The organism is Mesorhizobium cantuariense, from assembly GCF_042647205.1.
GTDB lineage: Bacteria > Pseudomonadota > Alphaproteobacteria > Rhizobiales > Rhizobiaceae > Mesorhizobium > Mesorhizobium cantuariense.
In genome coordinates, this window is sequence record NZ_JBHRVD010000001.1 from 2,546,114 (window position 1) to 2,565,913 (window position 19,800).

Here is a 19,800-nt window from a genome sequence, read left to right on the forward strand (position 1 = left end):
AACGGCTTCAAGCGGAGATTGCGGGCGGGATTGATGCAAATCGGTTGAAGGCACTGGTTGATCTCCCCCCTTGAGGGCATATGCGCTAAGATAGGTGTTGCAGTGGGGAATCGGTTGTGATTCTACGCTGCGATGACTCACGAATCGCTTGTAGATGACGGCTGGGCCGAGACGATTGAGCTCCTCGGCGGTGAAGAGTTGATTGCAGGGAGTGCCCGCGAGACGAAGGCGTTTCTGCGGCCGCGGGGCGTCAGGTCGGCTACTGATCTGTTGCGCCTGACACTGGCTTACTGCCTTGGCAAGGTGGGCATGCGGGGCGTCGTGGCCTGGGCGGCGGCAAGCGGGATCGCCGACATCTCGGACGTGGCGTTGCTCGGCCGGCTGCGCAATGCAGGGCCGTGGCTGCAGCAGTTGATCGGGCACCTTTTGAAGCGCGAGGAGGAAGGCTTGCCTAAGGGCCGGCTGATCCGCATCCTCGATGCGACATCGGTTGCCAAGGCGGGTGTGCATGAGAAGAAGAACAATGGCCTTTGGCGTATGCACTGCGCCTTCGATCTTGAGCGCGAGCAGTTCGATTTCCTCGAGATCACCGACCAGAGCGAGGCCGAGCTGATCGACCGCGTGCCGGTGGTGCCGGGCGAGATCCGCATCGGCGACCGCGCCTATCTGCAGGCCGAGCGGATCGCAAAGGTCATGGCGCAAGACGGCGACGTTGTCGTGCGCGCGCCGTGGAAGAATGTGCGATGGCTCGACGCCAACGGCAAGGCGTTCGATCTCATCGGCCACCTGAAGAGCTGCCGGGAGGAGGTCATCGAAACGCCTGTCTGGCTGGGCCTCAAGAAGGGCGAGCCCCTGAAGATGCGCCTGATCGCCTTGCGCAAATCCGAGGCTGCGACACAAGAAGCGCGGCGCAAAATCAACAAGGAAGCCAAGGCCAAGGGCAAGCAGGTTCAACCGGAGACGCTGATTGCCGCCGGCTTTGTCATCCTTGTGACCTCGCTTGACCAGGAGGAGTTTCCCTCCGGCACAGTTCTCAAGCTCTATCGCATGCGCTGGCGCATCGAGCTCGCCTTCAAGCGTCTGAAGAGCCTGATCGGACTGCGCGCGCCTCCAGCCAAAGACCCAAGGATCGCAAAGCCTTGGATTCTTGCCCACTTCCTCATCGCGCTTGTGACCGAACCCCTTTCGCAGGAGTTGGGTGTCTCTCCCCCTTGAGCGACGGGCGCCCGCTGCTGTGGCGCGCCACCCGCCAGATCGTCGCCTCTCTGATCGCAGCGATCTTTGCTCAACCTCCCTTGGCAGCCCTGCGCCAAAATCTCCATGCCTTGCGACATCGATGGCGTGAGCCACCACGAAAGCGCAAATTTCAGTCCATGCCGAAGCTATCTTAGCGCATATGCCCTTGAGGGGGAGATGTCGCCGAAGGCGACAGAGGGGGTCGGTTCGACCGGGCGCGACCTCCTATCGCCGCCGGAAGAGGCTGGCGCTCCACGCGAAGCGACCCCCTCTGGCCTGCCGGCCATCTCCCCCTCAAGGGGGAAACTAGCTTACCCCGCCGTGTAGCCACCGTCGACGGAGAAGATGCCACCGCTGGTCCAGGCGGCCTCGTCGCTGGCCAGATAGACCGCGATGCCGGCCAGATCTTCGGGGCGGCCGATTCTGCCGAGTGGATAGCTGCGCTCGACATAGGCCTTCAGTTCCGCCTTCGCCTCGGCCGGCAAATTGTCGACGGTCTTGCGCCGCATGGCTGTGTCCACCGTGCCGGGCGCGATGGCGTTGACGCGAATGCCGCGCGGGCCGAGTTCGAAGGCCTGCGATTTGGTCAGCGAGTTCAACGCGCCCTTCGACAGCGAATAGAGGCTCGACGGCCGCTTCGGGATCATCTTGTTGGCGAAATAGGACGAGATGTTGATCACCGATGCGCCGGCCGCGAGATGCGGCAGCAGGCCCTGGGTGAGGAAAAACACCGCCGTCACATTGAGCGCGAAGGATTGCTGGAACTGCGCCTCGCTGACGGTCTCGAACGGCACCAGGAAAGCCACCCCGGCATTGTTGACGAGGATATCGAGCGGCCCGGCGGATTTTTTCTTATGCTCGACGACGGCTGCGATGCCGGCCGATGTGGCGAGATCGGCCGACAGCGTCTCGACATTGCCGCCGAGTTGCTTGCGGGCGGCGTCGAGCTTCTTGGTGTCGCGGCCGACGATCAGGACGTCCGCACCCTCGCGCAAAAAGGCCTCGGCGATCGCCAGGCCGATACCGTCCGACCCGCCGGTGACCAGCGCGCGCTTGTTGTGAAGTCTCATTCGGCGCTCCGAGTATCTTTGCCGCTTCGAGAGCACCGTACATTGGCGGCCGCGGTCAAGCCGTCGGCCTATCCCCCGGTATGAACTTCGACCGCTGCCGGCGCAGGCCAGCCGAGGCCGGTTTACGCGCCGGCGGTCGCAAGCTCCCGCAGGGCCAATCGGCCCGCGACATAATTCTTGACCTGGCGGACCGCCTGTTCGCGCGAGACGCTGCCCGGCTGCAGGCCAAGCCGCAGCCAAAGCCCGTCGATCAGCGCGGTGACGCCAAGCGCGATGTCGTCGGCATCCGCCGGCGAGGCGAGGCCACGCAGGCCCGACAACAGGTTCGAGCGCATGCGCGCATGGATCACCCTCTGGATACGGGCCATCTTCTCGTCGCGCGGCACCTCGGCGCAGAGCGACAGCCAGGCATGGCAGAGAGGCGGCTGGAACAGATGCTCCTCGAAATTGCCCTCGATCACCGCATCCATGCGCTCCATGGGGGTATGCGCCCGGCGAAGCCGCGCGATCACCGCCTGGCACAGGACGGCATTGGCCTCGCGCATCGCGTGCTCGAACAATTCCTGCTTGTTGCGGAAATAGTGCAGCACGATGCCCTTGGAGGCGCCGGCATGGGCTGCCACCTTTTCCAGTGTCGCGCCGGCAATGCCTTCGCGCTCCAGCACCGCGAAGGCAGCCTGCCGCAACTCCTTGCGGCGTATCTCACTGAGGCGCTTGAGTTTCACGGGATTAGTCCATGCATTGCGAATCCACGTTGACATTTTCGTCCGCTCAGATCAAGAGTTGACCCATAGGACAATAAAAAGACCAGTTGGTCAATTTAGCGACAATGAGGGAGAACCGAAATGTTCCGCATCCTTGCAAATGGTGTCTGTCTTGCCGCCCTGGTTTTGGCTTCTCATGCGGTCCAGGCGGCCGAGGTCGAACAGTGCAGCACGGTCCGCATGGCTGAACCCGGCTGGAACGACCTTGCCTTCACCACGGGGGTCGCCAATGTCCTGTTGGAGGCGCTCGGTTATCAGCCGCAAAGCCAGGTGCTTGGCATCAACGTCATCTACGAAGGCATGAAGAACAGGGATCTCGACCTGTTCCTGGGCTACTGGGATCCGGCGATGGTCACCTATTACGAGCCTTACAAGAAGGACGGCTCGATCGAGAATGTGCGCGTCAATCTCGAAGGCGCCAAATACACATTCGCCGTGCCGACCTATGTCTGGGAGGCCGGCGTCAAGGACATCTCCGACCTGCACAAGTTCGCTGACAAGTTCGGCAAGAAAATGTACGGCATCGAGCCCGGCTCCAACCAGTTGATGATGGACGCCATCGCCGATCCCACCTTTGGCCTGGACGGCTGGCAAGTAGTCGAGTCCAGCGAAGCCGGCATGCTGTCCGAGGTCGGCTACGAGATCAAGGAAAAGCAGTTCATCGTCTTCCAGGGCTGGGCGCCGCATCCGATGAACACGATGTACGACTTCAAATACCTGACCGGCGGCGACAAGTTCTTCGGCCCGAACTTCGGCGCCGCGACGGTGACGACGCAGGTGCGCAAGGGTTATCTCGAGCAATGCCCGAACGTCGCGCAGTTCCTCAGGAATCTCGCCTTCGACATCGATTTCGAGAATGTCGGCATGGGCTATCTGATCAATGACGGCATGAAGCCGGAGGACGGGGCGCTGAAGGCAATCACGCTTAACAAGAACCGCCTCGACGCCTGGCTCGCCGGCGTCACCACATTCGACGGCCAACCCGGCCTCGCCGCCGTCAAGGAAAAGCTCGGCCTGTGAGACCCCTGGATGCCGGGCCGAATGCCTGCGCGGAACAGGACACCTGGGCCGGCCGCAAGCAATTCGTCGCTGCCGGCGATCTCGACATTGCCTATGTCGAGATATCAGGCGCCGAGCCGGCGTTGCTGTTGGTGCACGGCTTCACCGACACCAGCCGCAGTTTCTCGCTGCTAGCGCCGCATCTGGCCGGCCGCCGGCTGATCATGCCGGATCTGCGCGGCCATGGCGGCTCGCAAGCCGGCAAGGGCTGCGGCATCGCCGATTTCGCCGACGACATTGCCGAGCTGATCCGACGCTTGCGGCTCGACCGGCCGGTTGTCGTCGGCCATTCGCTGGGCGCCATGGTGGCGATCGCATTGGCTGGGCGACACAAGGAACTCATCGGCGGCCTGGTGGTCCTGGCCGGCACGTTGAAGCCCGATTTCGCGCCGGATCATCCGCTGATCGCGGGCGTTCAGGCGCTGCGCGACCCGATCTCGCCGGCCGATCCATTCTACGCCTGGTGGCATGCCTGTCGGCCCGGCGTGCCCCCAGCCTTTCTCGCCGGCCTGGCGAAAGACGCCTCGGCGATGCCGGCGCCACGCTGGCGCGCGATCCTGGAGGAAATCCGCCGCGCCGATCTGACTGATGCGGCGCGAGCCGTGCAAGCCCGGACTCTGATCATCGCCGGCGCGTGCGACCCGCTGTTCGGCGCGGCGCACCAGCAGGCGTTGCAGTCCGCCCTTCCCGAAGCCGTCTTCGTTTGCGCCGAGACCTGTGGCCACAACCCGCATTGGGAAGATCCGGCCCTTGTTGCAAAAGCCATCATCAAGGCATTTGAAGTCTAACGCGCCCGACCAGCGATTGCGAAGTGGGCGACAGCCGCAAAGTCTCAGTTGGTTTGGTCAGGCCAGGCTGCGCGGCCTGCCAAAAATCCCGCCATGCCGGCGAGACGGCGAGGGCGGCTTTGTGGCGGGCATGCGCCTCGGCGCTGTCGAAGCCGGTGACGGACATGAAGACGTTTTCATCAGCCCGTACCGGCAGGCGCGGAAAACTGTTTTCGGCATGCTCCGTAGCGAAAGCCGCGAGCAGGCGTGCGCCTTGTGCCGTCATCAGCGGCACCGTCTCAGTCTCGAAGCGATTGGCGAAATCTGCCTCCGTGCCGGGCTGCAAATGATGAATCTCGATGACAACGATGCCAGTCAGCGGCTTGTTTTGAAGGGGCTTTCCGTCGGTGGCCAGGCTTGGCCGCCGCGCGCCCGTGAGGTCGAAGCCTGCACCCGGCCACGCCGGCTTGAGCAGCAGCACGTCGTCGGAATCGATCATCGTTGCGTTGGCCGCATGGCTGTGCGCCGCCCAGACCGGCCCGCCATAGAAATCGGCGAGAGCATTTTTCCGCGCGACCATGCCATCGAAGCCGCGCATCCAGACGAACATGTCCGGCCGATCGAGATCCCGGAACTGGCCGATGATGGTCATTCCGGCGTCCTCCTGGCCCTCGATCAGTTTGCCGTCGAAGATGTCGATGAGCGTGTCGCGCTGGCCGGGCTTCAGTGTGTATTGCCGCAGCTCGACGACCGGCGAGGCGCGCACGGCGGATTTCAGCGTGGCATTCAGGGGCATGTTCATCTGTCTCTCCTAAAAACAGGGCATTCATCCTGTTTATAAACAGATCGGTTGTCCTGTTTTGTCAATATGCTAAAGTCCGGCAATGTCAGCAGAGATGACCGTTCGACCAAAACTGCGCTCACGCAAACGCATCAACGACCCTGAAGGCATGCGCAAAAAAGTGCTCGATGTCGCCGAGGTTGCGTTCCAGGCGCGCGGCTATCACGCCTCCAGCATCGGCGACCTGATGGCGGCGGCGGGCGTCAGCGGCGGCGCGCTGCATCACCATTTCCCGACCAAGAAGGCGCTGGCGCTGGCGGTGATCGACGAGCGTGTGGCTGCAGCGGTCGAAGAGACATGGATCGCACCGGTGCTGGCGGCGAGCACTGCACGCGAAGGCGTGCGCGCGGTGTTCGAGGCCGTGGCGGCGGAACTGGAGCAGCAGGGTTTCGTGCGCGGCTGCCCGCTCAACAATCTGGCGCACGAACTGTCGCTCGCCGATCCGGATTTCCGCCTTGCCCTTGCCGGTATTTTTGCCGGGTGGCGGCAGGCGATTTCCGACAAGATGCGAGCCGACCAGCAGGCGGGCAGGGACGAGGGCACGGATCCCGAACGCTTTGCCACGCTGGCGGTCGCAGCCTATTCCGGGGCGATGTCGATGGCCAAGACGGCGCAGGATGCGAGCGTGCTGCGGGATTGTCTGGCGGGCCTAGAGAAGATCGAGGCCTCGCAATCACAGAGCGGAGTGGCAAGCAGGCGACGTCGCAGGGTGCTGCAACGGCCGAGAACCCTTTGATGTCGGACGACAGGGGGAAAGGATCTCGACGCAGCCGTCAACTTTGCGGCGCTACGTTCTTGGCGGATGCCCGAAGAAGTGGGGAACGCCCCGGCTCTAGCTACTCCGCCAGCGGCTTGATTGTCTCGTAGCCATTGACCGATTCCGAGCTGGTGCCTTCATCATAGCGCCGCGCAAGCGCGGCTTGCAGATCGGGGGCATAGAGGGCGGTGAATGTATCCAGCGTCTCGCCGGCGCCGTTCTTGAAGGTCTCCTTGACCGCCAGAACATTGTATTTGCAGTCGCCCAGGCTGAAGGTCTCCTTGCCCTTGACGACAAGGCTCAACGTCTTGGTGCTCTTCGGCTGCTTGTTCGGCGACAGCTCGACGAACTCTATCGTGCCCTTTGCCCCTGCCTTCAGCGGGAACAGTTTTCGCAGATCGGAAAACGGGATCATCGCCTGCCGACCAGTGTCGCTGTCGCGAAACACCTCGATCAGGCCGGCGAACAGGTATTGGGTCTGGGGCGATTGCGACTCGTAGGTGTTGGCGACCGACATCATTCCGCCCGCCACGGGCCGAAACTTGCTTTGGATGCCGGGCCTCGCCAGAACGAAACCATTCTTGGCGGACTTCGCATCGACGCAACCGGCGGCATGCGCGGTGCTCGCGGGCAGCAACGCGGCCAATATCATGAAGATAGGTGCAGCTTTCATGTCGTCCTCCTCTGCTCGCACAAGTTGAAGGGTAAAGACATGCCAGACCCGTGGCACCATGTCGATGGATGGCGGCGTGGAGAGGCGCTGGACGGCCGGCCGCTCTCCATGCTGAAATTCAGCGCATGATGAATCGCCGTTCGACTGGATTGTTTTCTCGACGCAGCCTTCTGGTACAGGCTGCAGGATTTGCCGCGGCCGGCGCATTGTCGCGCCCCGCCTTCAGCCAGACCGGCCAACGCGTCCAGTCCATCGATGCCACATTCCTGTTTATCGCCGATGTCCATGCCTGCCGCATGGCGAGCGGCTTGAGCCCCAACTGCCTGCAGGAAGGCAAGACCGACGCCGCGCTGCTGCGCGACGTTGCAGCGCTGAACGGTCTCGGCGACAAGGACTGGCCGGCCGCGATCAACGGCGTCGCCACCGGCCTGCGCTCGACGGGCAGGATCGGCACGCCGCTCGGCCTCGTCGTCGGCGGTGACATGACCGACGACGGCGGCGGCCAGGTCACCCAGCCGAACGAGGGCACCCAGCTGCTCCAGTTCAGCCAGCGCTACCAGCAGGGCGTCGGCCCGGATCGCGTGCACATGCCGGTCTATGTCGGGCTCGGCAATCATGATCTCGACCAGAACGGCCCACCGCACCATGTTGACTGGTACCGGCGCGAACTGCGCGACTATGTCGAGGTCAACCATCGCGCCGGCGTCTTCTTCAAGCCGCCGGTGCCGGCGACCGATTATGATATCGACACCGATTGCTATTCCTGGGACTGGGGCGGCCTGCATCTCGTCCAGACGCATCGTTTCGCCGGCGACACCGGTCACGGCGCCGAGAGCAGCCTGCCATGGCTGAAGCAGGATCTGGCGACCTATGCGGCGGACGGTCGTCCGGTCATTCTGTTCCAGCACTATGGCTGGGACATTTTCTCGATAGAACGCTGGGATGCCGCCAAAAGGCACTACGACGATGACGGTGCCGGTGCACCGCACTGGTGGGGCGAGGCCGATCGGCAGGCGCTGCTGGCGGCGCTGAAGGGCTACAATGTTGTCGGCATTTTCCATGGCCACCAGCACGAAACGCCGCTGATCTATCGCCGGGATGGGCTCGACCTGTTCAAGCCGAAGGCTGCCTATATGGGAGGTTTCGCGCTCGCCAGGGTGACCAGCGACGGCATGGACGTGGTGCTGGGCGAGGCGACCGGCGATCATGGCGAGGTCGCCTTCACCAATGCTTTCAGCAAAGGCTGGAGCACATGAAAAAGGCGGCCCTCGCGACCGCCTTTCCCCGATTAAAGAGCGTTCCTCGATGTCGGGTCAGAGCGCCTTCTTGACCTTGTCTTTCACGTCGCCATAGGCCTTTTGCACCTTGCCGGCGATCCTATCAGCCGTGCCTTCAGCCTGGGTCTGCCTGTTGCCGGTTGCCTTGCCGGCGGCTTCCTTGACCGAGCCCTTGACCTGCTTGGCCACGCCCGCGACCTGATCCTTGTTCACCATTTTTTGCATCTCCTGGGAGTTTTGAATTCGGGGGAATTCATCCGCGGGAGGCTAACGAGCCGGCGTCGGTTAGGTTCCAGGCGTCGCCCGGGCAGCAGATCAGGTCGCGCAACCGCCTCCCGCGGCAAGGTTGGCGGGCTAGGCTGCGCACACGCGCCGACCAAAGGATTTTGGGTGATCGTGCGTGCGGGGAGACAAATGGCTGAATTCACACTCTTCATCGGCAACAAGTGCTTCTCCTCATGGTCGCTCCGGCCATGGGTGGCGATGAGGCATCTGGAAATCCCGTTCGAGGAGGGTTTCGTGCGGCTGCGCACGCCCGAGACCTTTGCCAATCTGGCGAAAGTGTCGCCGACCGGCCAGGTACCCGTCTTGAATCACAATGGCAAAATCGTCTGGGAAACCCTTGCCATCCTTGAATATCTGGCGGACCTGTTTCCGGACAAAAATCTCTGGCCGGCCGACATCGATGCCCGCGCACTGGCGCGCTCGGCCGCGACCGAGATGCATTCCGGTTTTCGCGAAGTCCGCTACGGCTGGCCGATGAATTTGCGCCGGCCGAAGGGTCAAAAGCCGCTCGACGCCGAAGGCGAGGCGCAGCGCGAGCGCATCGAGGCGTTGTGGCGCGAGTGCCGGGAAAAATACGGCAAGGGCGGCCCCTTCCTGTTCGGCCATTTCACCGCCGCCGACGCCATGTATGCGCCGGTCGTGACCCGCTTCGACACCTATGGCGGCACGCTTGCGCCAGATACGCGCGCCTATGTCGATGCCGTGTTATCGACGCCGGCGATGCGCCATTGGTATGCGGAAGCGGCCAGGGAGACGTGGCCGGAACCCGGCCCGGACGAATAGGTGGATCCAAACGAAAACGCCCCTCGCACCTTTTATCGTGCGGGGGGCGTCTTTGCCATCAACCTTTCTTTCGATTGCTCTCATGAACTGCTGATGACACGGAATAAATGCGCGTCTGCGCAGATGGTTCCCGGCTGCCGCGAATTTTTTTTCGAGCTGGCGGAAGCGCGCTGTTTGGCGTCCGGTTTGCCGTCATGCCAGGTGTTTTGGCCAGGTGTTTTGGGAGAATTCCGCAGGTGTGGGGGATGCAGATTTGACAGCGCGCCAAAAGAAGCCTACAAGCATTTCGTCGATATTTGTTTGACTGACTTTTGTTATCCGCGCTTTCGAGCGCGCCTTTGACGAACTTCCCACATCAAAAATCGGGACAAACGACGTTGTGCATCCGCATGGCGTCGAACGAATATTTGCCATGGAAAGGGTTCGTCATGAGCACCGGCACAGTTAAATGGTTCAACGCCACCAAAGGTTTTGGTTTTATTCAGCCTGACGACGGCTCGGCCGACGTTTTTGTCCACATCTCGGCCGTAGAGCGCGCCGGCATGCGCGACATCGTCGAGGGCCAGAAGCTCGGCTACGAGATGGTCCGCGACAACAAGTCGGGCAAGATGTCCGCCGACCAGTTGAAGGCGGCCTGAAAAAAGAATTCAGCTCTCCCGGTGACCACGGATGTACTGGCACCGGTGAGTGGCGAATTCGGGCGCATGGCCGCGGAGACCTGAGTTTCCACGGCATGTCATGCGCATGAGAGGAGCGTGCCTTGTGCATCCGTCTGGATGTACGGCGTTCTCTTACGGAAGGTCAGGCGGTGCCTGGCCTTTTTCATTTTGCGCGTCTTGCCGCCGAAAGTGCGCTGCGCGCCGGCCTGGACGTGCTAAGGGACGCTCCAGCAATTTGAATCCGCTGCCGTATTGCTTTGTGCGTGGTCCTGACCGAAGACCCGGTTTCGCTCCATCGGCACAGGCTCCTGACAGGAGAAAGATTTTGACCGCTCATTCGAAGACAGTCGAACAGGCCGTGTCCTTGTTCAGCAAGACGCAAACCCAGTCGATGTCACTCAACCGCATCAATTCCGAACGCGATGCCGTCAGCGAGGCGCGGGAAGCCAAGACTGCGCGCCTGCGCGAACAGCGTCTGGAGAAGGAGGCCGACGAGTTGGCCGCCGCCGCGGCGCTGGCCGCTTTGCCGAAGCGAGCCGGAAGACGCTGATGGCTACCAAGCGCGTGCCTCCGAAACTGATCGCCGCCGACTCGACCATCGCCGACGTGGTCGAAGGCCTCAACAAGCCGGTCGAATATGTGCGCCGGGTTCTGGAAAAGCTGGAGCGCTGCAAACGCGCCCATGGCGATGCCCAGGTGCGGCTCGGTGTGCGCGGTCGCGCCGAATGCCCGAACTACCTGATCGAATATGTCCGCGAAGATGCCAAGACGCATGAGCGCGTGACCCATCAGGATGCCGCCTACAGCGGCAGCACGCATCGTGAGCTGGCAGTGCACCACATCGCGGAAGTCAGAAACTGGTCGCCCGAGGAAATGAACATCACGGCGGTTTCGGCGCTGATCGGCCGCCTGCGCAATCCGCGCGCACCATCATCGCGCTTCGTCGACGAGGACTGACATGGCCATAAAATTCTCCACCAAGGACCAGCCGGCAGCCCCGGCCGCCGCCGCAAAGTCGGCCAAGCCGGCTGCCGCGCCGAAAGGTGACGGGCCCGCCGAGACTGCGACCGATCTGTTCAAGTCGCCGGCCGAAGCGTCGTCGCGCAAGACGGGCAAGAAGAAATGACAGGCAAGAAGAAATAGCGCCTTGCCGCAAGACGCCGATCGCAATCCTGCCGCGCCGGGGCCGTCTGCCCCGGTAGCCGCTGCAAGCCTTTTGGCGTCGCAACGCAGCACCGCTGCTCTGTTCGACTGCCAGAGCTGCGGCGCCTGCTGTTCCTATTCGGCCGAGTGGCCGCGCTTTTCCACCGAGGATGATGCGCAGCTCGACCGGATCCCGGCAAAATATGTAGCGGCCAATCTGTCCGGCATGCGCTGCGAGGGCGTGCGTTGCTCGGCGCTGTCCGGCGAAATCGGCAAGTCGACCGGTTGCGGCATTTATGAACTCCGCCCGGATGTCTGCCACGCCTGCATGCCTGGCGACGACGATTGCCTGATGGCCCGCCGCGCGCACGGATTGCCGGTGTAACTGCCAATCTCCCCCCTCGAGGGGGAGATGGCCGCGAAGCGGTCAGAGGGGGTCGCCCCATATAGAGCGCTGGCGTCCTCTCGTCGTAAGAGGCGCTGGCGCTTCATGCGAAGCGACCCCCTCTGTCGCCTTCGGCGACATCTCCCCCTCGAGGGGGGAGATCAAGCTCACCGCCGCTTGTGCGTCATTGTCTGTCCCGATACCTTCCTCGCCGGGCAGGGCAGCGGAGGATTTCATGAGCATCGAATTTCTGTTGACGTCGCTGATCGTCGTGGCTTCGCCCGGCACCGGCGTTCTCTACACGCTGAGCGCGGGCCTCTCGCGCGGGGCGCGGGCCTCGATCATTGCCGCCTTCGGCTGTACGCTCGGCATCATCCCGCATATGGCCGCCGCCATCACCGGCCTGGCGGCGCTGCTGCACACCAGCGCGATCGCCTTCGAGACGCTGAAGTATCTCGGCGTCGCCTATCTGCTCTACATGGCCTGGAACACGCTGAAGGAAAAGGGTGGTCTGAGCGTCGAGCAGGATGTGACGCCGCGCTCGGCCGGCAAGGTGATCGCCACCGGTATCCTCGTCAACGTGCTCAACCCGAAACTGTCGATCTTCTTCTTCGCCTTCCTGCCGCAATTCGTCAGCACCACCGAGCCCAACGCGTTGTCGAAGATGCTGGAACTCAGCTCCGTCTTCATGCTTTTGACCTTCGTGGTTTTCGTCGGCTACGGCGTCTTCGCCGCTTCGATCCGCAGCCATGTCGTGTCGCGGCCAATGGTGTTGACCTGGATGCGCCGAACCTTCGCCGGTGCCTTCGTCATGCTTAGCGCAAAGCTGGCGCTGGCTGATCGGTAGAAACCGGTTCGCGGGTCCTGTGGTCTCTGCGCAAAATCCCTGCCCAGATAGTCAGAAGGCGAGCCTAGAGCCCGCCTTCATCTGCTCTTCAACTCCGGGCGATCATTTGTTTGCGCCGCCGAGGGCCTTCAATTTTTCGCAGAACGGTGCGTATGGTTTGCTCATCGCAGCGTCTTGGCATTCCTTCATCATCATGGCCTGATCGTCCGCGGACATCGCTGCCCAGGCCGCCTTCATTTCATCGTCGGATTTCATCGTCTTCATGCCCGAATCGGTGAAAAACGGTTCCATCATCTTGGGCGAGTCGAGCGCCCCGGCAAACGCCGTGCCGCTGAAGACAGCCAATGCGAGTACTCCAAAGCAGGCGGTTCTGATGTTCATCACACGAGTCCTCCCTAATGGTCTTTCTCGATCGTCGAATGGCGGTCGCACTAAATTCTAGCACAGATTGATTTGTATTAGGAGTAACTCATATGGCTGCGGTCGGGCGTCCTCGTGCGTCAATATGGACTAGCGGAAGGTCTGTCGGCCCGTCGCATTGACTTGGTGCGTCGCACCCCTCGGCGCCAAGCTGGCGCTGGCGGATCGGTAGCGCCGGCCGGCGCTACCCCTTGACGTAGCCCATTGCTTCGACGATCCGCCCGTCGGCGACGCGCATGAGGTTGACGCCGCGCAGCGAATTGCCGTCGGCCATGAAATAGCGCCAGCGGATCGTCGCCCGCTCGCCGGCGATGAAGGTTTCCTCGATATCGAAGCGCGTGCCGGCCTGGGTTGCGATCGCCGTCCAAAGCCCAACGCACGCCGCCTTGCCGGCATGGCGTGCCCCGTCCGGCGCCGGCACGGTGTTCTCGATCACGCAATCCTCAGCCACCAGTTCGGCAAGTGCGGAGGGATCATGGCGTTGGAACACGTCGTTGTAGCGCCGCATGATCTCGGCCGTCTGCCGGGACAGATCGCTTGCGGCTGCGTCCATGATAAGTTCCTGTGTCATCGTCCTTCTCCCGGCTTCATGGGCCTTTGGCGGCTTCGACGAGCGTGGCCTTGAGGGTGATCTGAGACACGCCGGCAAGGGCCCGTGAGACGAGGCAGCCTACCTTGGCGGACTGTGCAAGGCGCTCGAATTCATCGTCGGCGAGTCCCGCGACCTCTACCTCGGTTTCGAGCTCGATGCGGGTGATTGTCGGTCCCGCAGCGGTTGCGCCGAGATGCACCTTGGCGACGGTGCTGATGCTTGTCGGGACATGATTGGCGTTGCCCAATATGGCGCTCAGCGCCATCGAGAAGCAGCCCGCATGCGCTGCGGCGATCAGTTCCTCCGGATTGGTGCCCGGACCGTTTTCGAAACGCGACGGGAAGGAATAGGCGCCTTCGAACACGCCGCTGCCGAGCCGCAGCCGCCCGGAACCTTCCTTCAGCGTCCCTTGCCACTTGGCCGATGCTTCACGAATTGTCATTGTCGTTCCTCCTTTGGTTTGAGACATTGATGGGTCAGGCGCCGTCGATGACCACCTTCCCGAAGACGTCGCCCTCCTGGAAATAGCGGTAGGCCTCGCCGGCCTCGGTGAAGGCAAAGACCTTGTCGATGACAGGACGCAGGCGGTGCTGCGAGACGGCGCGCAGCATGGCTTCGAGATTGGTCCGGCTGCCGACGAAGAGGCGGCTGATGGTGGCCAGGCTGCGCTGGTAGAGTGCCGCGGGCATCTGGATCGATCCGCCTTTCGCATCCTGCAGCGTCAGCAGCACGATGTGCCCGTAAAGCGTGCTGGCAATCAGCGACTGCGCGAAGGTCGCCGGGCCACCGGTCTCGACGACGAGATCGATGCCGCCGGTCTGGTCGCGAACGGTCGCACCCCATTGCGGCATATCCGATGTCGAGATGACCAGGTCGGCGCCCAGCGCCCGCAGCCTGTCGGCTTTCTCGCCGCGCGAGGTGACGGCAACGACACGGCAGCCGAGCAGCTTGGCGAACTGCAGCGCAAACAGCGAGACGCCGCCCGAGCCGATGACCAGAACCCATTGGCCTGGCTTCGGAATTCCGGCGCCCGTCACCGCATTCCAGGCGGTCAGGCCAGCGCAGGTCAGCGTCGCCGCCTCGTGCCAGTCGAGATGATCGGGCAGCCGCACCGCCCATTGTTCGTCGAGGACAGTGCATTCGGCCAGCATGCCGTCCAGCGTGCAGCCGAGCTGGTCGATGAGCCCGGCATTGATGCGGCCGTCGATCCAGCGGGCAAAATAGCTGCCTGTCACGCGATCGCCGACGGCAAAGCGGGTGACGGCATCGCCGATGGCGACAATGTCACCGGCCCCGTCGCTCAGCGGAACAACGCCTTGGCGCGGCGGCAGCGGATAGGTGCCGTTGAGGATTAGCGTGTCGCGCCGGTTGAGCGAGGTGGCGCGAACGTGCACCACGATCTCATGCGGTTTGGGTTCCGGCTGCGCCGCGTCGCGCAGCACCAGGCATTCGGTCCCGCCGGATCCTTCAAGACGGTAGCTTCGCATGCTGGCTCCTCAAATATGTAGACTGATCTACATATTATGTAGACCGATTGTCATACTCGATGCAAGGCCTATAGTGATTCCTGCTGACAGAGGTTGACATGGCCAACGACACCCGCACCCGCATACTCGAGACGACTGGGCTGCTGCTCAGGCAGCGCGGCTATCACGGCACTTCGCTCAATGACATATTGAGCGCCAGCGGCGCACCGCGGGGCTCGCTCTACTTCCACTTTCCCGGCGGCAAGGACCAGCTGGTCATCGAGGTGACGCGCGGCAGCGTTGCCGACGTGACGGAGAGGCTGGGCGAAGCGCTGGCTGCCGAAAAGGATCCGGCGGTGGCCGTCCATCATATCTACCAGTCGGTGGGGCGCATGCTGGAGGACAACCAGTTTTCGCTCGGCTGTCCGATCGCGCCTGTCGTGCTGGACTCGCCGACCGACGTGCCGGAACTGGCGGAGTTGTGCCGCTCGGCCTTCGAACAGTGGATAGCCCTGCTGCGGGACGCCTTCGTCAGGGCAGGGGTGCCCGAGCGCCGCGCGCATGCATTGGCGCTGCTGGTCGAATCGTCGCTGGAAGGGCTGATGGTGATCGCCCGCGCCACCCGCGACCGCGCCCCGGTACAGGCCGTGGCCGACGAGGTGGCGGCACTGATCGAAGCCGCGGTGCTTGCCGGAGGAGGCCGCAATCGCGACGCGTCGGTTTCTACGGCCGAGATACCATCATCGCCGGGGTCCTGATATCGCGACGCGCCTGTGTGGTCAACGCGGCAAGGACCAGCGTAATTCCGGCCATGCACCGGAGGCAGCGGGCTTTCTTGCGCAGCTAATCTACAATGTCTTTGCGAGCGGCTGAGGCAAGGAAGGCCGAGCGTGTCTGTCCGCGTTCACGAGCCGTCGCATCGATGGCTTCGAGCAGGCCCAGATCGAACGATACGTTGATCCGCGTCGTTGATCCGCGATCACGTATCAGCGGAATGACAGTCGTCATGGCGCCGTCGCGATCCTCCGCAAGTTCGGGATCACTCATGATGGCGTCGAAGTCGCGCGGCGGGGGAACTGGATCGTCGTCCGCTTCCAGCATGCGGACATGACCGGACAGCGCCTCTACGGCGTTGCGCACGGCTTCGTCGATCGTATCTCCTGCCGAGATGCAGCCAGGCATGTCGGGGAAGCTCACGCCGTAGATGCTATCCGGATCCTTGTGGATGAAGGCGATGTAACGCAAGCTTCTCACTTATGGTTCAGAAGGCCCGCCTGCTTCAACAAAACGCGAACGGTTCCTGTAGGCATGTCCTTGCGCGGATGCGGAATTGTAACCTTGCCCGGCTTAATTGGGTGTTTGAAATGGTGGTGAGAACCGGTCGCGCCAATTCTGAACCAGCCATCAGCCTCCAACAATTTGATCAGGGCGCGGCTATCGCGTTCCACAGCTGCATTCTCCGTGTAAGATAATACACACGCCCACTGAAATCAACATTCACGAGTGCCGTGCCCTGTAGACATCAGCCAACACCCATTCTGACGCCAGCGGAAACATTAGTTCAATGTCGCGCCAAGCGTTCCGCGCGGTGTGTCGCCCCAATTCAAGTCCCGGCAGTGCTATTAGTGAAGTAAACGTCCTGGCAGAACAAAAAAGGGCGCCTTTCGGCGCCCTTTCCGTAAGCTTAGCCAGATTGGCTGGATTAGAAGTCCATGCCGCCCATGCCGCCCATGCCGCCGCCGCCCATGCCGCCAGGCATGCCGCCGCCAGCCGACTCCTTCTTCGGAGCCTCCGCGATCATGGCTTCGGTGGTGACCAGCAGGCCGGCGACCGAGGCCGCGTCCTGGAGAGCCGTACGGACAACCTTGACCGGATCGACGATACCCATGGCGATCATGTCGCCATATTCGCCGGTCTGGGCGTTGTAGCCGAAGGTCGCGCCCTTGTTCTCAAGGATCTTGCCGGCAACGATCGATGCTTCCGCACCGGCGTTGGCCGCGATCTGGCGGGCCGGAGCCTGCAGCGCACGACGAACGATGTTGATGCCGGCAGCCTGGTCGGCGTTGACGCCGGTGGCCTTGATGTTGGCCGAAGCGCGCAGCAGGGCTACGCCGCCGCCTGCAACGATGCCTTCTTCGACGGCCGCGCGGGTCGCGTTGAGGGCGTCATCGACGCGGTCCTTCTTTTCCTTGACTTCGACTTCCGTCGCACCGCCGACGCGGATCACCGCAACGCCGCCCGCGAGCTTCGCGAGACGTTCCTGCAGCTTCTCCTTGTCGTAATCCGAGGTGGTCTCTTCGATCTGCTGCTTGATCTGGGCAACGCGGCCCTGGATCTCGGCCTTCTTGCCGGCACCGTCGACGATGGTGGTGTTCTCCTTGGAGATCGACACCTTCTTGGCGCGGCCGAGCATGTTGAGGCCGACGTTCTCGAGCTTGATGCCGAGGTCTTCCGAGATGACCTGGCCACCGGTGAGGATGGCGATGTCTTCCAGCATGGCCTTGCGGCGATCACCGAAGCCCGGCGCCTTGACGGCGGCGATCTTCAGGCCGCCACGCAGCTTGTTGACGACCAGCGTGGCCAGAGCCTCGCCTTCGACGTCTTCCGAGATGATGAGCAGCGGCTTCGAGGTCTGCACGACGGCTTCGAGAACCGGCAGCATGGCCTGGAGGTTGGAGAGCTTCTTCTCGTGCAGGAGGATGTAGACGTCCTCGAGCTCGGCAACCATCTTGTCTGCGTTGGTGACGAAGTAGGGCGAGAGGTAGCCGCGGTCGAACTGCATGCCTTCGACGACTTCCAGTTCGGTCTCGGCGGTCTTGGCTTCCTCAACCGTGATGACGCCTTCGTTGCCGACCTTCTGCATCGCTTCCGCGATCATCTTGCCGACCGACTCGTCGCCATTGGCCGAGATCGTGCCGACCTGGGCAACTTCCTCGGAGGTCTTGATCTTCTTGGCAGCCTTGCCGAGCGCCGCGACGACTTCAGTCACGGCCAGATCGATGCCGCGCTTCAGGTCCATCGGGTTCATGCCGGCGGCAACGGCCTTGTGGCCTTCCTGGACGATCGACTGCGCCAGAACGGTCGCGGTCGTGGTGCCGTCGCCGGCGATGTCGTTGGTCTTCGAAGCAACTTCGCGGACCATCTGCGCGCCCATGTTCTCGAACTTGTCTTCAAGCTCGATTTCCTTGGCGACGGTGACGCCGTCCTTGGTGATGCGCGGGGCGCCGAACGACTTGTCGATGACGACGTTGCGGCCCTTGGGACCGAGGGTGACCTTCACCGCGTCGGCAAGGATGTTGACGCCGCGCAGCATGCGCTCGCGGGCATCACGGGAGAATTTTACGTCTTTGGCAGCCATTTTTAGCTCCTGGCAGGGGCTTTGATCGAGCCCGGGAATTCAGTTGAGGGAAAGGCCTGATATCAGCCGATGATGCCCATGATGTCGGATTCCTTCATGATCAGAAGGTCTTCGCCATTGAGCTTGACTTCGGTGCCCGACCACTTGCCGAACAGGATGCGGTCGCCAGCCTTGACGTCCAGCGGGACCAGCTTGCCAGCTTCGTCACGGGCGCCGGAGCCGACAGCGATGATCTCGCCTTCCTGCGGCTTTTCCTTTGCCGTGTCCGGGATGATGATCCCGCCGGCGGTCTTGGATTCGGATTCGACCCGGCGAACGACCACGCGGTCATGAAGCGGGCGGAACTTCGACTTTGCCATTTTTTCTTCCTCGATGAGAACGGTGAGAACAGTTCCTCCGTCCGGCGGCGCCGGACATATGGTTAGCACTCACCAAAGGCGAGTGCTAACGTGGCGCTGAAATAGGCCGCCGGCCTGCCGGAGTCAAGGCGCTCGGAGCACCTCTTGGCACCATGATGATGAACTTATCGGGGCTTGGCCGAACCGAACACCAGAAGCGGGCAACGTTCCGCCAGGGGATAGCTGCCGCTCGGCACGATGCGCATGTCGCCGAACCACCTGCTCGCTTCGTCGATCAGCATGGCCAGCGTCGCGAAGCTGTAGCTTATGTCCGAGCCTGCATAGACGTCGATCGTGTTGATCGACACCATGCTCCAACCCGTCCTTGCGGCAAGAGCTTCGCGGTTGGGGAACAGGCTGTCGAAGGTGTCGCGGATCGTTCGCACCTTGATTGCGAAATCGCAGTCGTCGGTCGTACACGCCATCGCGATGCGCCATTTGAGCGCGTGGAAATTCTCGACCCCACCGGCCAGGACCAGGGCTTCGATACCCTGCAGGTCATCCGCTGTTTCCGGCCGCGCGAAGATGCGGATCGCAGCGCGCTTGCCGGGCTTCAGCACCCTGGCGATTTCGCCAAACAGCGAACTGCGCGCGGCTTTGGAATCGACTGCCGACAGGCATCCGTCGCCAATGACGGCGTCGATGCTTGCCCGATCCACGGGCAGGTCAAGCCAGTTTCCGGCGATTGCCCTTCGCAAGGCATTGTCGCCGGCCCATACGCCGGAAATCATGGTTGCCGATTGATCGACCGCCAACATCGATCTGCCCAGGATTGCCAGTTCCGGCGTCACTCCAAGGAGGAGGACATCGGCGTTTTTCAGATCAAGTTCACGATCGAATATGCCGATGGTTTCCGCTGTTGGCCGGAGCGGCGCGTCCAGAAGTTTCCAATGGCGGTGGTAATTGTCCCAGTGATTTTTCATGCAAGCTGATCGGGTCCGGGACGTCTAGCTTTAGATACCATCGGGGCTTAATGGAGGTTGCTGGATAAGCCAAGAGATTTACAGACAAACCAAGAGG

27 protein-coding genes are annotated in these 19,800 nt (G+C 62.4%); 13 read left to right on the forward strand and 14 right to left on the reverse strand.

The features are described 5' to 3' along the window. Window positions 1-132: 132 nt before the first annotated feature. Window positions 133-1,215 carry a transposase gene (locus ACFOJ9_RS11875; RefSeq protein WP_056580349.1) on the forward strand — a complete coding sequence of 361 codons (1,083 nt, stop codon included), beginning with the start codon at window positions 133-135 and terminating at the stop codon, window positions 1,213-1,215. A 332-nt stretch (window positions 1,216-1,547) separates the two neighbouring features. On the opposite strand, the gene ACFOJ9_RS11880 is transcribed toward ACFOJ9_RS11875, so the two are convergent. Both ACFOJ9_RS11880 and betI read right to left on the reverse strand, forming a co-directional pair. Continuing rightward, the gene (locus tag ACFOJ9_RS11880) at window positions 1,548-2,306 is read right to left on the reverse strand and encodes an SDR family NAD(P)-dependent oxidoreductase (protein ID WP_378979049.1); all 759 of its coding nucleotides are present in this window, start codon (window positions 2,304-2,306) and stop codon (window positions 1,548-1,550) included. A 122-nt stretch (window positions 2,307-2,428) separates the two neighbouring features. Further along, window positions 2,429-3,067 (reverse strand): choline-binding transcriptional repressor BetI, encoded by a 639-nt coding sequence (gene betI / locus ACFOJ9_RS11885; RefSeq protein WP_378979050.1) that lies wholly within the window; start codon window positions 3,065-3,067, stop codon window positions 2,429-2,431. Window positions 3,068-3,151: 84 nt separating this feature from the next. Between betI and choX the strand changes: the two genes are divergently transcribed. Continuing rightward, window positions 3,152-4,090 (forward strand): choline ABC transporter substrate-binding protein, encoded by a 939-nt coding sequence (choX, locus tag ACFOJ9_RS11890; RefSeq protein WP_378979051.1) that lies wholly within the window; start codon window positions 3,152-3,154, stop codon window positions 4,088-4,090. Beyond that, entirely contained in the window at window positions 4,087-4,917 is an 831-nt protein-coding gene (locus ACFOJ9_RS11895; protein ID WP_378979052.1) for an alpha/beta fold hydrolase, read from the forward strand. Before choX ends, ACFOJ9_RS11895 begins: the two co-directional genes overlap by 4 nt. Here the strand turns inward: ACFOJ9_RS11895 and ACFOJ9_RS11900 are convergent. Continuing rightward, complete coding sequence (locus ACFOJ9_RS11900; RefSeq protein WP_378979053.1) at window positions 4,898-5,698, reverse strand: NIPSNAP family protein; 801 nt, start codon at window positions 5,696-5,698, stop codon at window positions 4,898-4,900. The genes ACFOJ9_RS11895 and ACFOJ9_RS11900 overlap by 20 nt on opposite strands. A gap of 94 nt (window positions 5,699-5,792) precedes the next feature. Here ACFOJ9_RS11900 and ACFOJ9_RS11905 point away from each other — a divergent pair, with 94 nt between their 5' ends. Next, entirely contained in the window at window positions 5,793-6,473 is a 681-nt protein-coding gene (locus ACFOJ9_RS11905) for a TetR/AcrR family transcriptional regulator (RefSeq protein WP_378979054.1), read from the forward strand. A gap of 100 nt (window positions 6,474-6,573) precedes the next feature. Here ACFOJ9_RS11905 and ACFOJ9_RS11910 read toward each other — a convergent pair whose 3' ends face one another. Beyond that, complete coding sequence (locus ACFOJ9_RS11910) at window positions 6,574-7,167, reverse strand: hypothetical protein (RefSeq protein ID WP_378979055.1); 594 nt, start codon at window positions 7,165-7,167, stop codon at window positions 6,574-6,576. A 125-nt stretch (window positions 7,168-7,292) separates the two neighbouring features. Here ACFOJ9_RS11910 and ACFOJ9_RS11915 point away from each other — a divergent pair, with 125 nt between their 5' ends. Beyond that, window positions 7,293-8,423, forward strand: coding sequence for a metallophosphoesterase (locus tag ACFOJ9_RS11915; protein WP_378979056.1), 1,131 nt, complete (start codon window positions 7,293-7,295; stop codon window positions 8,421-8,423). A 57-nt stretch (window positions 8,424-8,480) separates the two neighbouring features. On the opposite strand, the gene ACFOJ9_RS11920 is transcribed toward ACFOJ9_RS11915, so the two are convergent. Continuing rightward, a complete protein-coding gene (locus ACFOJ9_RS11920) occupies window positions 8,481-8,669 on the reverse strand; it encodes a CsbD family protein (RefSeq protein ID WP_378979057.1) in 189 nt (62 codons plus the stop codon). Window positions 8,670-8,858: 189 nt separating this feature from the next. On the opposite strand from ACFOJ9_RS11920, the gene ACFOJ9_RS11925 reads away from it, so the two are divergent. From ACFOJ9_RS11925 to ACFOJ9_RS11955, 7 genes are all read left to right on the forward strand, one after another. After that, a complete protein-coding gene (locus tag ACFOJ9_RS11925; RefSeq protein WP_378979058.1) occupies window positions 8,859-9,512 on the forward strand; it encodes a glutathione S-transferase family protein in 654 nt (217 codons plus the stop codon). A gap of 428 nt (window positions 9,513-9,940) precedes the next feature. Continuing rightward, window positions 9,941-10,150, forward strand: a complete 210-nt coding sequence (locus ACFOJ9_RS11930) for a cold-shock protein (RefSeq protein ID WP_010915421.1) — start codon at window positions 9,941-9,943, stop codon at window positions 10,148-10,150. Window positions 10,151-10,496: 346 nt separating this feature from the next. Beyond that, window positions 10,497-10,721 carry a hypothetical protein gene (locus ACFOJ9_RS11935; protein WP_109663043.1) on the forward strand — a complete coding sequence of 75 codons (225 nt, stop codon included), beginning with the start codon at window positions 10,497-10,499 and terminating at the stop codon, window positions 10,719-10,721. Continuing rightward, a complete protein-coding gene (locus ACFOJ9_RS11940) occupies window positions 10,721-11,128 on the forward strand; it encodes a hypothetical protein (RefSeq protein ID WP_056593642.1) in 408 nt (135 codons plus the stop codon). The genes ACFOJ9_RS11935 and ACFOJ9_RS11940 overlap by 1 nt, the downstream gene beginning before the upstream one ends. A 1-nt stretch (window position 11,129) precedes the next feature. Further along, the gene (locus ACFOJ9_RS11945; protein WP_378979059.1) at window positions 11,130-11,297 is read left to right on the forward strand and encodes a hypothetical protein; all 168 of its coding nucleotides are present in this window, start codon (window positions 11,130-11,132) and stop codon (window positions 11,295-11,297) included. Between the two features lie 21 nt (window positions 11,298-11,318). After that, window positions 11,319-11,699 (forward strand): YkgJ family cysteine cluster protein, encoded by a 381-nt coding sequence (locus ACFOJ9_RS11950; RefSeq protein ID WP_378979060.1) that lies wholly within the window; start codon window positions 11,319-11,321, stop codon window positions 11,697-11,699. A 235-nt stretch (window positions 11,700-11,934) separates the two neighbouring features. Next, window positions 11,935-12,546, forward strand: a complete 612-nt coding sequence (locus ACFOJ9_RS11955; RefSeq protein WP_378979061.1) for a LysE family translocator — start codon at window positions 11,935-11,937, stop codon at window positions 12,544-12,546. A gap of 102 nt (window positions 12,547-12,648) precedes the next feature. On the opposite strand, the gene ACFOJ9_RS11960 is transcribed toward ACFOJ9_RS11955, so the two are convergent. The 4 genes from ACFOJ9_RS11960 to ACFOJ9_RS11975 form a co-directional block, all read right to left on the reverse strand. After that, window positions 12,649-12,927, reverse strand: a complete 279-nt coding sequence (locus ACFOJ9_RS11960) for a hypothetical protein (protein ID WP_378979062.1) — start codon at window positions 12,925-12,927, stop codon at window positions 12,649-12,651. A gap of 223 nt (window positions 12,928-13,150) precedes the next feature. Beyond that, window positions 13,151-13,537: a nuclear transport factor 2 family protein gene (locus ACFOJ9_RS11965; RefSeq protein WP_378979063.1), complete on the reverse strand. Its 387-nt coding sequence runs from the start codon at window positions 13,535-13,537 to the stop codon at window positions 13,151-13,153. 16 nt (window positions 13,538-13,553) lie between these two features. Then, the gene (locus ACFOJ9_RS11970; protein WP_378979064.1) at window positions 13,554-14,000 is read right to left on the reverse strand and encodes an OsmC family protein; all 447 of its coding nucleotides are present in this window, start codon (window positions 13,998-14,000) and stop codon (window positions 13,554-13,556) included. A 34-nt stretch (window positions 14,001-14,034) separates the two neighbouring features. Beyond that, window positions 14,035-15,045 (reverse strand): zinc-dependent alcohol dehydrogenase family protein, encoded by a 1,011-nt coding sequence (locus ACFOJ9_RS11975; protein WP_378979065.1) that lies wholly within the window; start codon window positions 15,043-15,045, stop codon window positions 14,035-14,037. Between the two features lie 98 nt (window positions 15,046-15,143). Here ACFOJ9_RS11975 and ACFOJ9_RS11980 point away from each other — a divergent pair, with 98 nt between their 5' ends. Then, window positions 15,144-15,782, forward strand: coding sequence for a TetR/AcrR family transcriptional regulator (locus ACFOJ9_RS11980; RefSeq protein WP_378979066.1), 639 nt, complete (start codon window positions 15,144-15,146; stop codon window positions 15,780-15,782). Window positions 15,783-15,867: 85 nt separating this feature from the next. Here ACFOJ9_RS11980 and ACFOJ9_RS11985 read toward each other — a convergent pair whose 3' ends face one another. The 5 genes from ACFOJ9_RS11985 to ACFOJ9_RS12005 all read right to left on the reverse strand — a co-directional run bounded on the left by ACFOJ9_RS11985 (window position 15,868) and on the right by ACFOJ9_RS12005 (window position 19,703). Then, window positions 15,868-16,278 (reverse strand): type II toxin-antitoxin system HicB family antitoxin, encoded by a 411-nt coding sequence (locus tag ACFOJ9_RS11985; protein WP_378979067.1) that lies wholly within the window; start codon window positions 16,276-16,278, stop codon window positions 15,868-15,870. Continuing rightward, entirely contained in the window at window positions 16,275-16,472 is a 198-nt protein-coding gene (locus ACFOJ9_RS11990) for a type II toxin-antitoxin system HicA family toxin (RefSeq protein WP_378979068.1), read from the reverse strand. Before ACFOJ9_RS11990 ends, ACFOJ9_RS11985 begins: the two co-directional genes overlap by 4 nt. 254 nt (window positions 16,473-16,726) lie before the next feature. Continuing rightward, a complete protein-coding gene (groL, locus tag ACFOJ9_RS11995) occupies window positions 16,727-18,382 on the reverse strand; it encodes a chaperonin GroEL (RefSeq protein ID WP_378979069.1) in 1,656 nt (551 codons plus the stop codon). A 62-nt stretch (window positions 18,383-18,444) separates the two neighbouring features. Continuing rightward, window positions 18,445-18,741, reverse strand: coding sequence for a co-chaperone GroES (gene groES, locus ACFOJ9_RS12000; RefSeq protein ID WP_006203049.1), 297 nt, complete (start codon window positions 18,739-18,741; stop codon window positions 18,445-18,447). Window positions 18,742-18,905: 164 nt separating this feature from the next. Then, entirely contained in the window at window positions 18,906-19,703 is a 798-nt protein-coding gene (locus tag ACFOJ9_RS12005) for a class I SAM-dependent methyltransferase (RefSeq protein ID WP_378979070.1), read from the reverse strand. Window positions 19,704-19,800 lie beyond the last annotated feature (97 nt).

Bases quoted from the DNA above. Each gene is read 5' to 3' on its own strand.
- ACFOJ9_RS11875 (WP_056580349.1), top strand. From the start codon at position 133: ATGACTCACGAATCGCTTGTAGATGACGGCTGGGCCGAGACGATTGAG.
- ACFOJ9_RS11880 (WP_378979049.1), bottom strand. From the start codon at position 2,306: ATGAGACTTCACAACAAGCGCGCGCTGGTCACCGGCGGGTCGGACGGT.
- betI (WP_378979050.1), bottom strand. From the start codon at position 3,067: ATGTCAACGTGGATTCGCAATGCATGGACTAATCCCGTGAAACTCAAG.
- choX (WP_378979051.1), top strand. From the start codon at position 3,152: ATGTTCCGCATCCTTGCAAATGGTGTCTGTCTTGCCGCCCTGGTTTTG.
- ACFOJ9_RS11900 (WP_378979053.1), bottom strand. From the start codon at position 5,698: ATGAACATGCCCCTGAATGCCACGCTGAAATCCGCCGTGCGCGCCTCG.
- ACFOJ9_RS11905 (WP_378979054.1), top strand. From the start codon at position 5,793: ATGACCGTTCGACCAAAACTGCGCTCACGCAAACGCATCAACGACCCT.
- ACFOJ9_RS11910 (WP_378979055.1), bottom strand. From the start codon at position 7,167: ATGAAAGCTGCACCTATCTTCATGATATTGGCCGCGTTGCTGCCCGCG.
- ACFOJ9_RS11915 (WP_378979056.1), top strand. From the start codon at position 7,293: ATGATGAATCGCCGTTCGACTGGATTGTTTTCTCGACGCAGCCTTCTG.
- ACFOJ9_RS11920 (WP_378979057.1), bottom strand. From the start codon at position 8,669: ATGCAAAAAATGGTGAACAAGGATCAGGTCGCGGGCGTGGCCAAGCAG.
- ACFOJ9_RS11925 (WP_378979058.1), top strand. From the start codon at position 8,859: ATGGCTGAATTCACACTCTTCATCGGCAACAAGTGCTTCTCCTCATGG.
- ACFOJ9_RS11930 (WP_010915421.1), top strand. From the start codon at position 9,941: ATGAGCACCGGCACAGTTAAATGGTTCAACGCCACCAAAGGTTTTGGT.
- ACFOJ9_RS11940 (WP_056593642.1), top strand. From the start codon at position 10,721: ATGGCTACCAAGCGCGTGCCTCCGAAACTGATCGCCGCCGACTCGACC.
- ACFOJ9_RS11945 (WP_378979059.1), top strand. From the start codon at position 11,130: ATGGCCATAAAATTCTCCACCAAGGACCAGCCGGCAGCCCCGGCCGCC.
- ACFOJ9_RS11955 (WP_378979061.1), top strand. From the start codon at position 11,935: ATGAGCATCGAATTTCTGTTGACGTCGCTGATCGTCGTGGCTTCGCCC.
- ACFOJ9_RS11960 (WP_378979062.1), bottom strand. From the start codon at position 12,927: ATGAACATCAGAACCGCCTGCTTTGGAGTACTCGCATTGGCTGTCTTC.
- ACFOJ9_RS11965 (WP_378979063.1), bottom strand. From the start codon at position 13,537: ATGACACAGGAACTTATCATGGACGCAGCCGCAAGCGATCTGTCCCGG.
- ACFOJ9_RS11970 (WP_378979064.1), bottom strand. From the start codon at position 14,000: ATGACAATTCGTGAAGCATCGGCCAAGTGGCAAGGGACGCTGAAGGAA.
- ACFOJ9_RS11975 (WP_378979065.1), bottom strand. From the start codon at position 15,045: ATGCGAAGCTACCGTCTTGAAGGATCCGGCGGGACCGAATGCCTGGTG.
- ACFOJ9_RS11980 (WP_378979066.1), top strand. From the start codon at position 15,144: ATGGCCAACGACACCCGCACCCGCATACTCGAGACGACTGGGCTGCTG.
- groL (WP_378979069.1), bottom strand. From the start codon at position 18,382: ATGGCTGCCAAAGACGTAAAATTCTCCCGTGATGCCCGCGAGCGCATG.
- groES (WP_006203049.1), bottom strand. From the start codon at position 18,741: ATGGCAAAGTCGAAGTTCCGCCCGCTTCATGACCGCGTGGTCGTTCGC.
- ACFOJ9_RS12005 (WP_378979070.1), bottom strand. From the start codon at position 19,703: ATGAAAAATCACTGGGACAATTACCACCGCCATTGGAAACTTCTGGAC.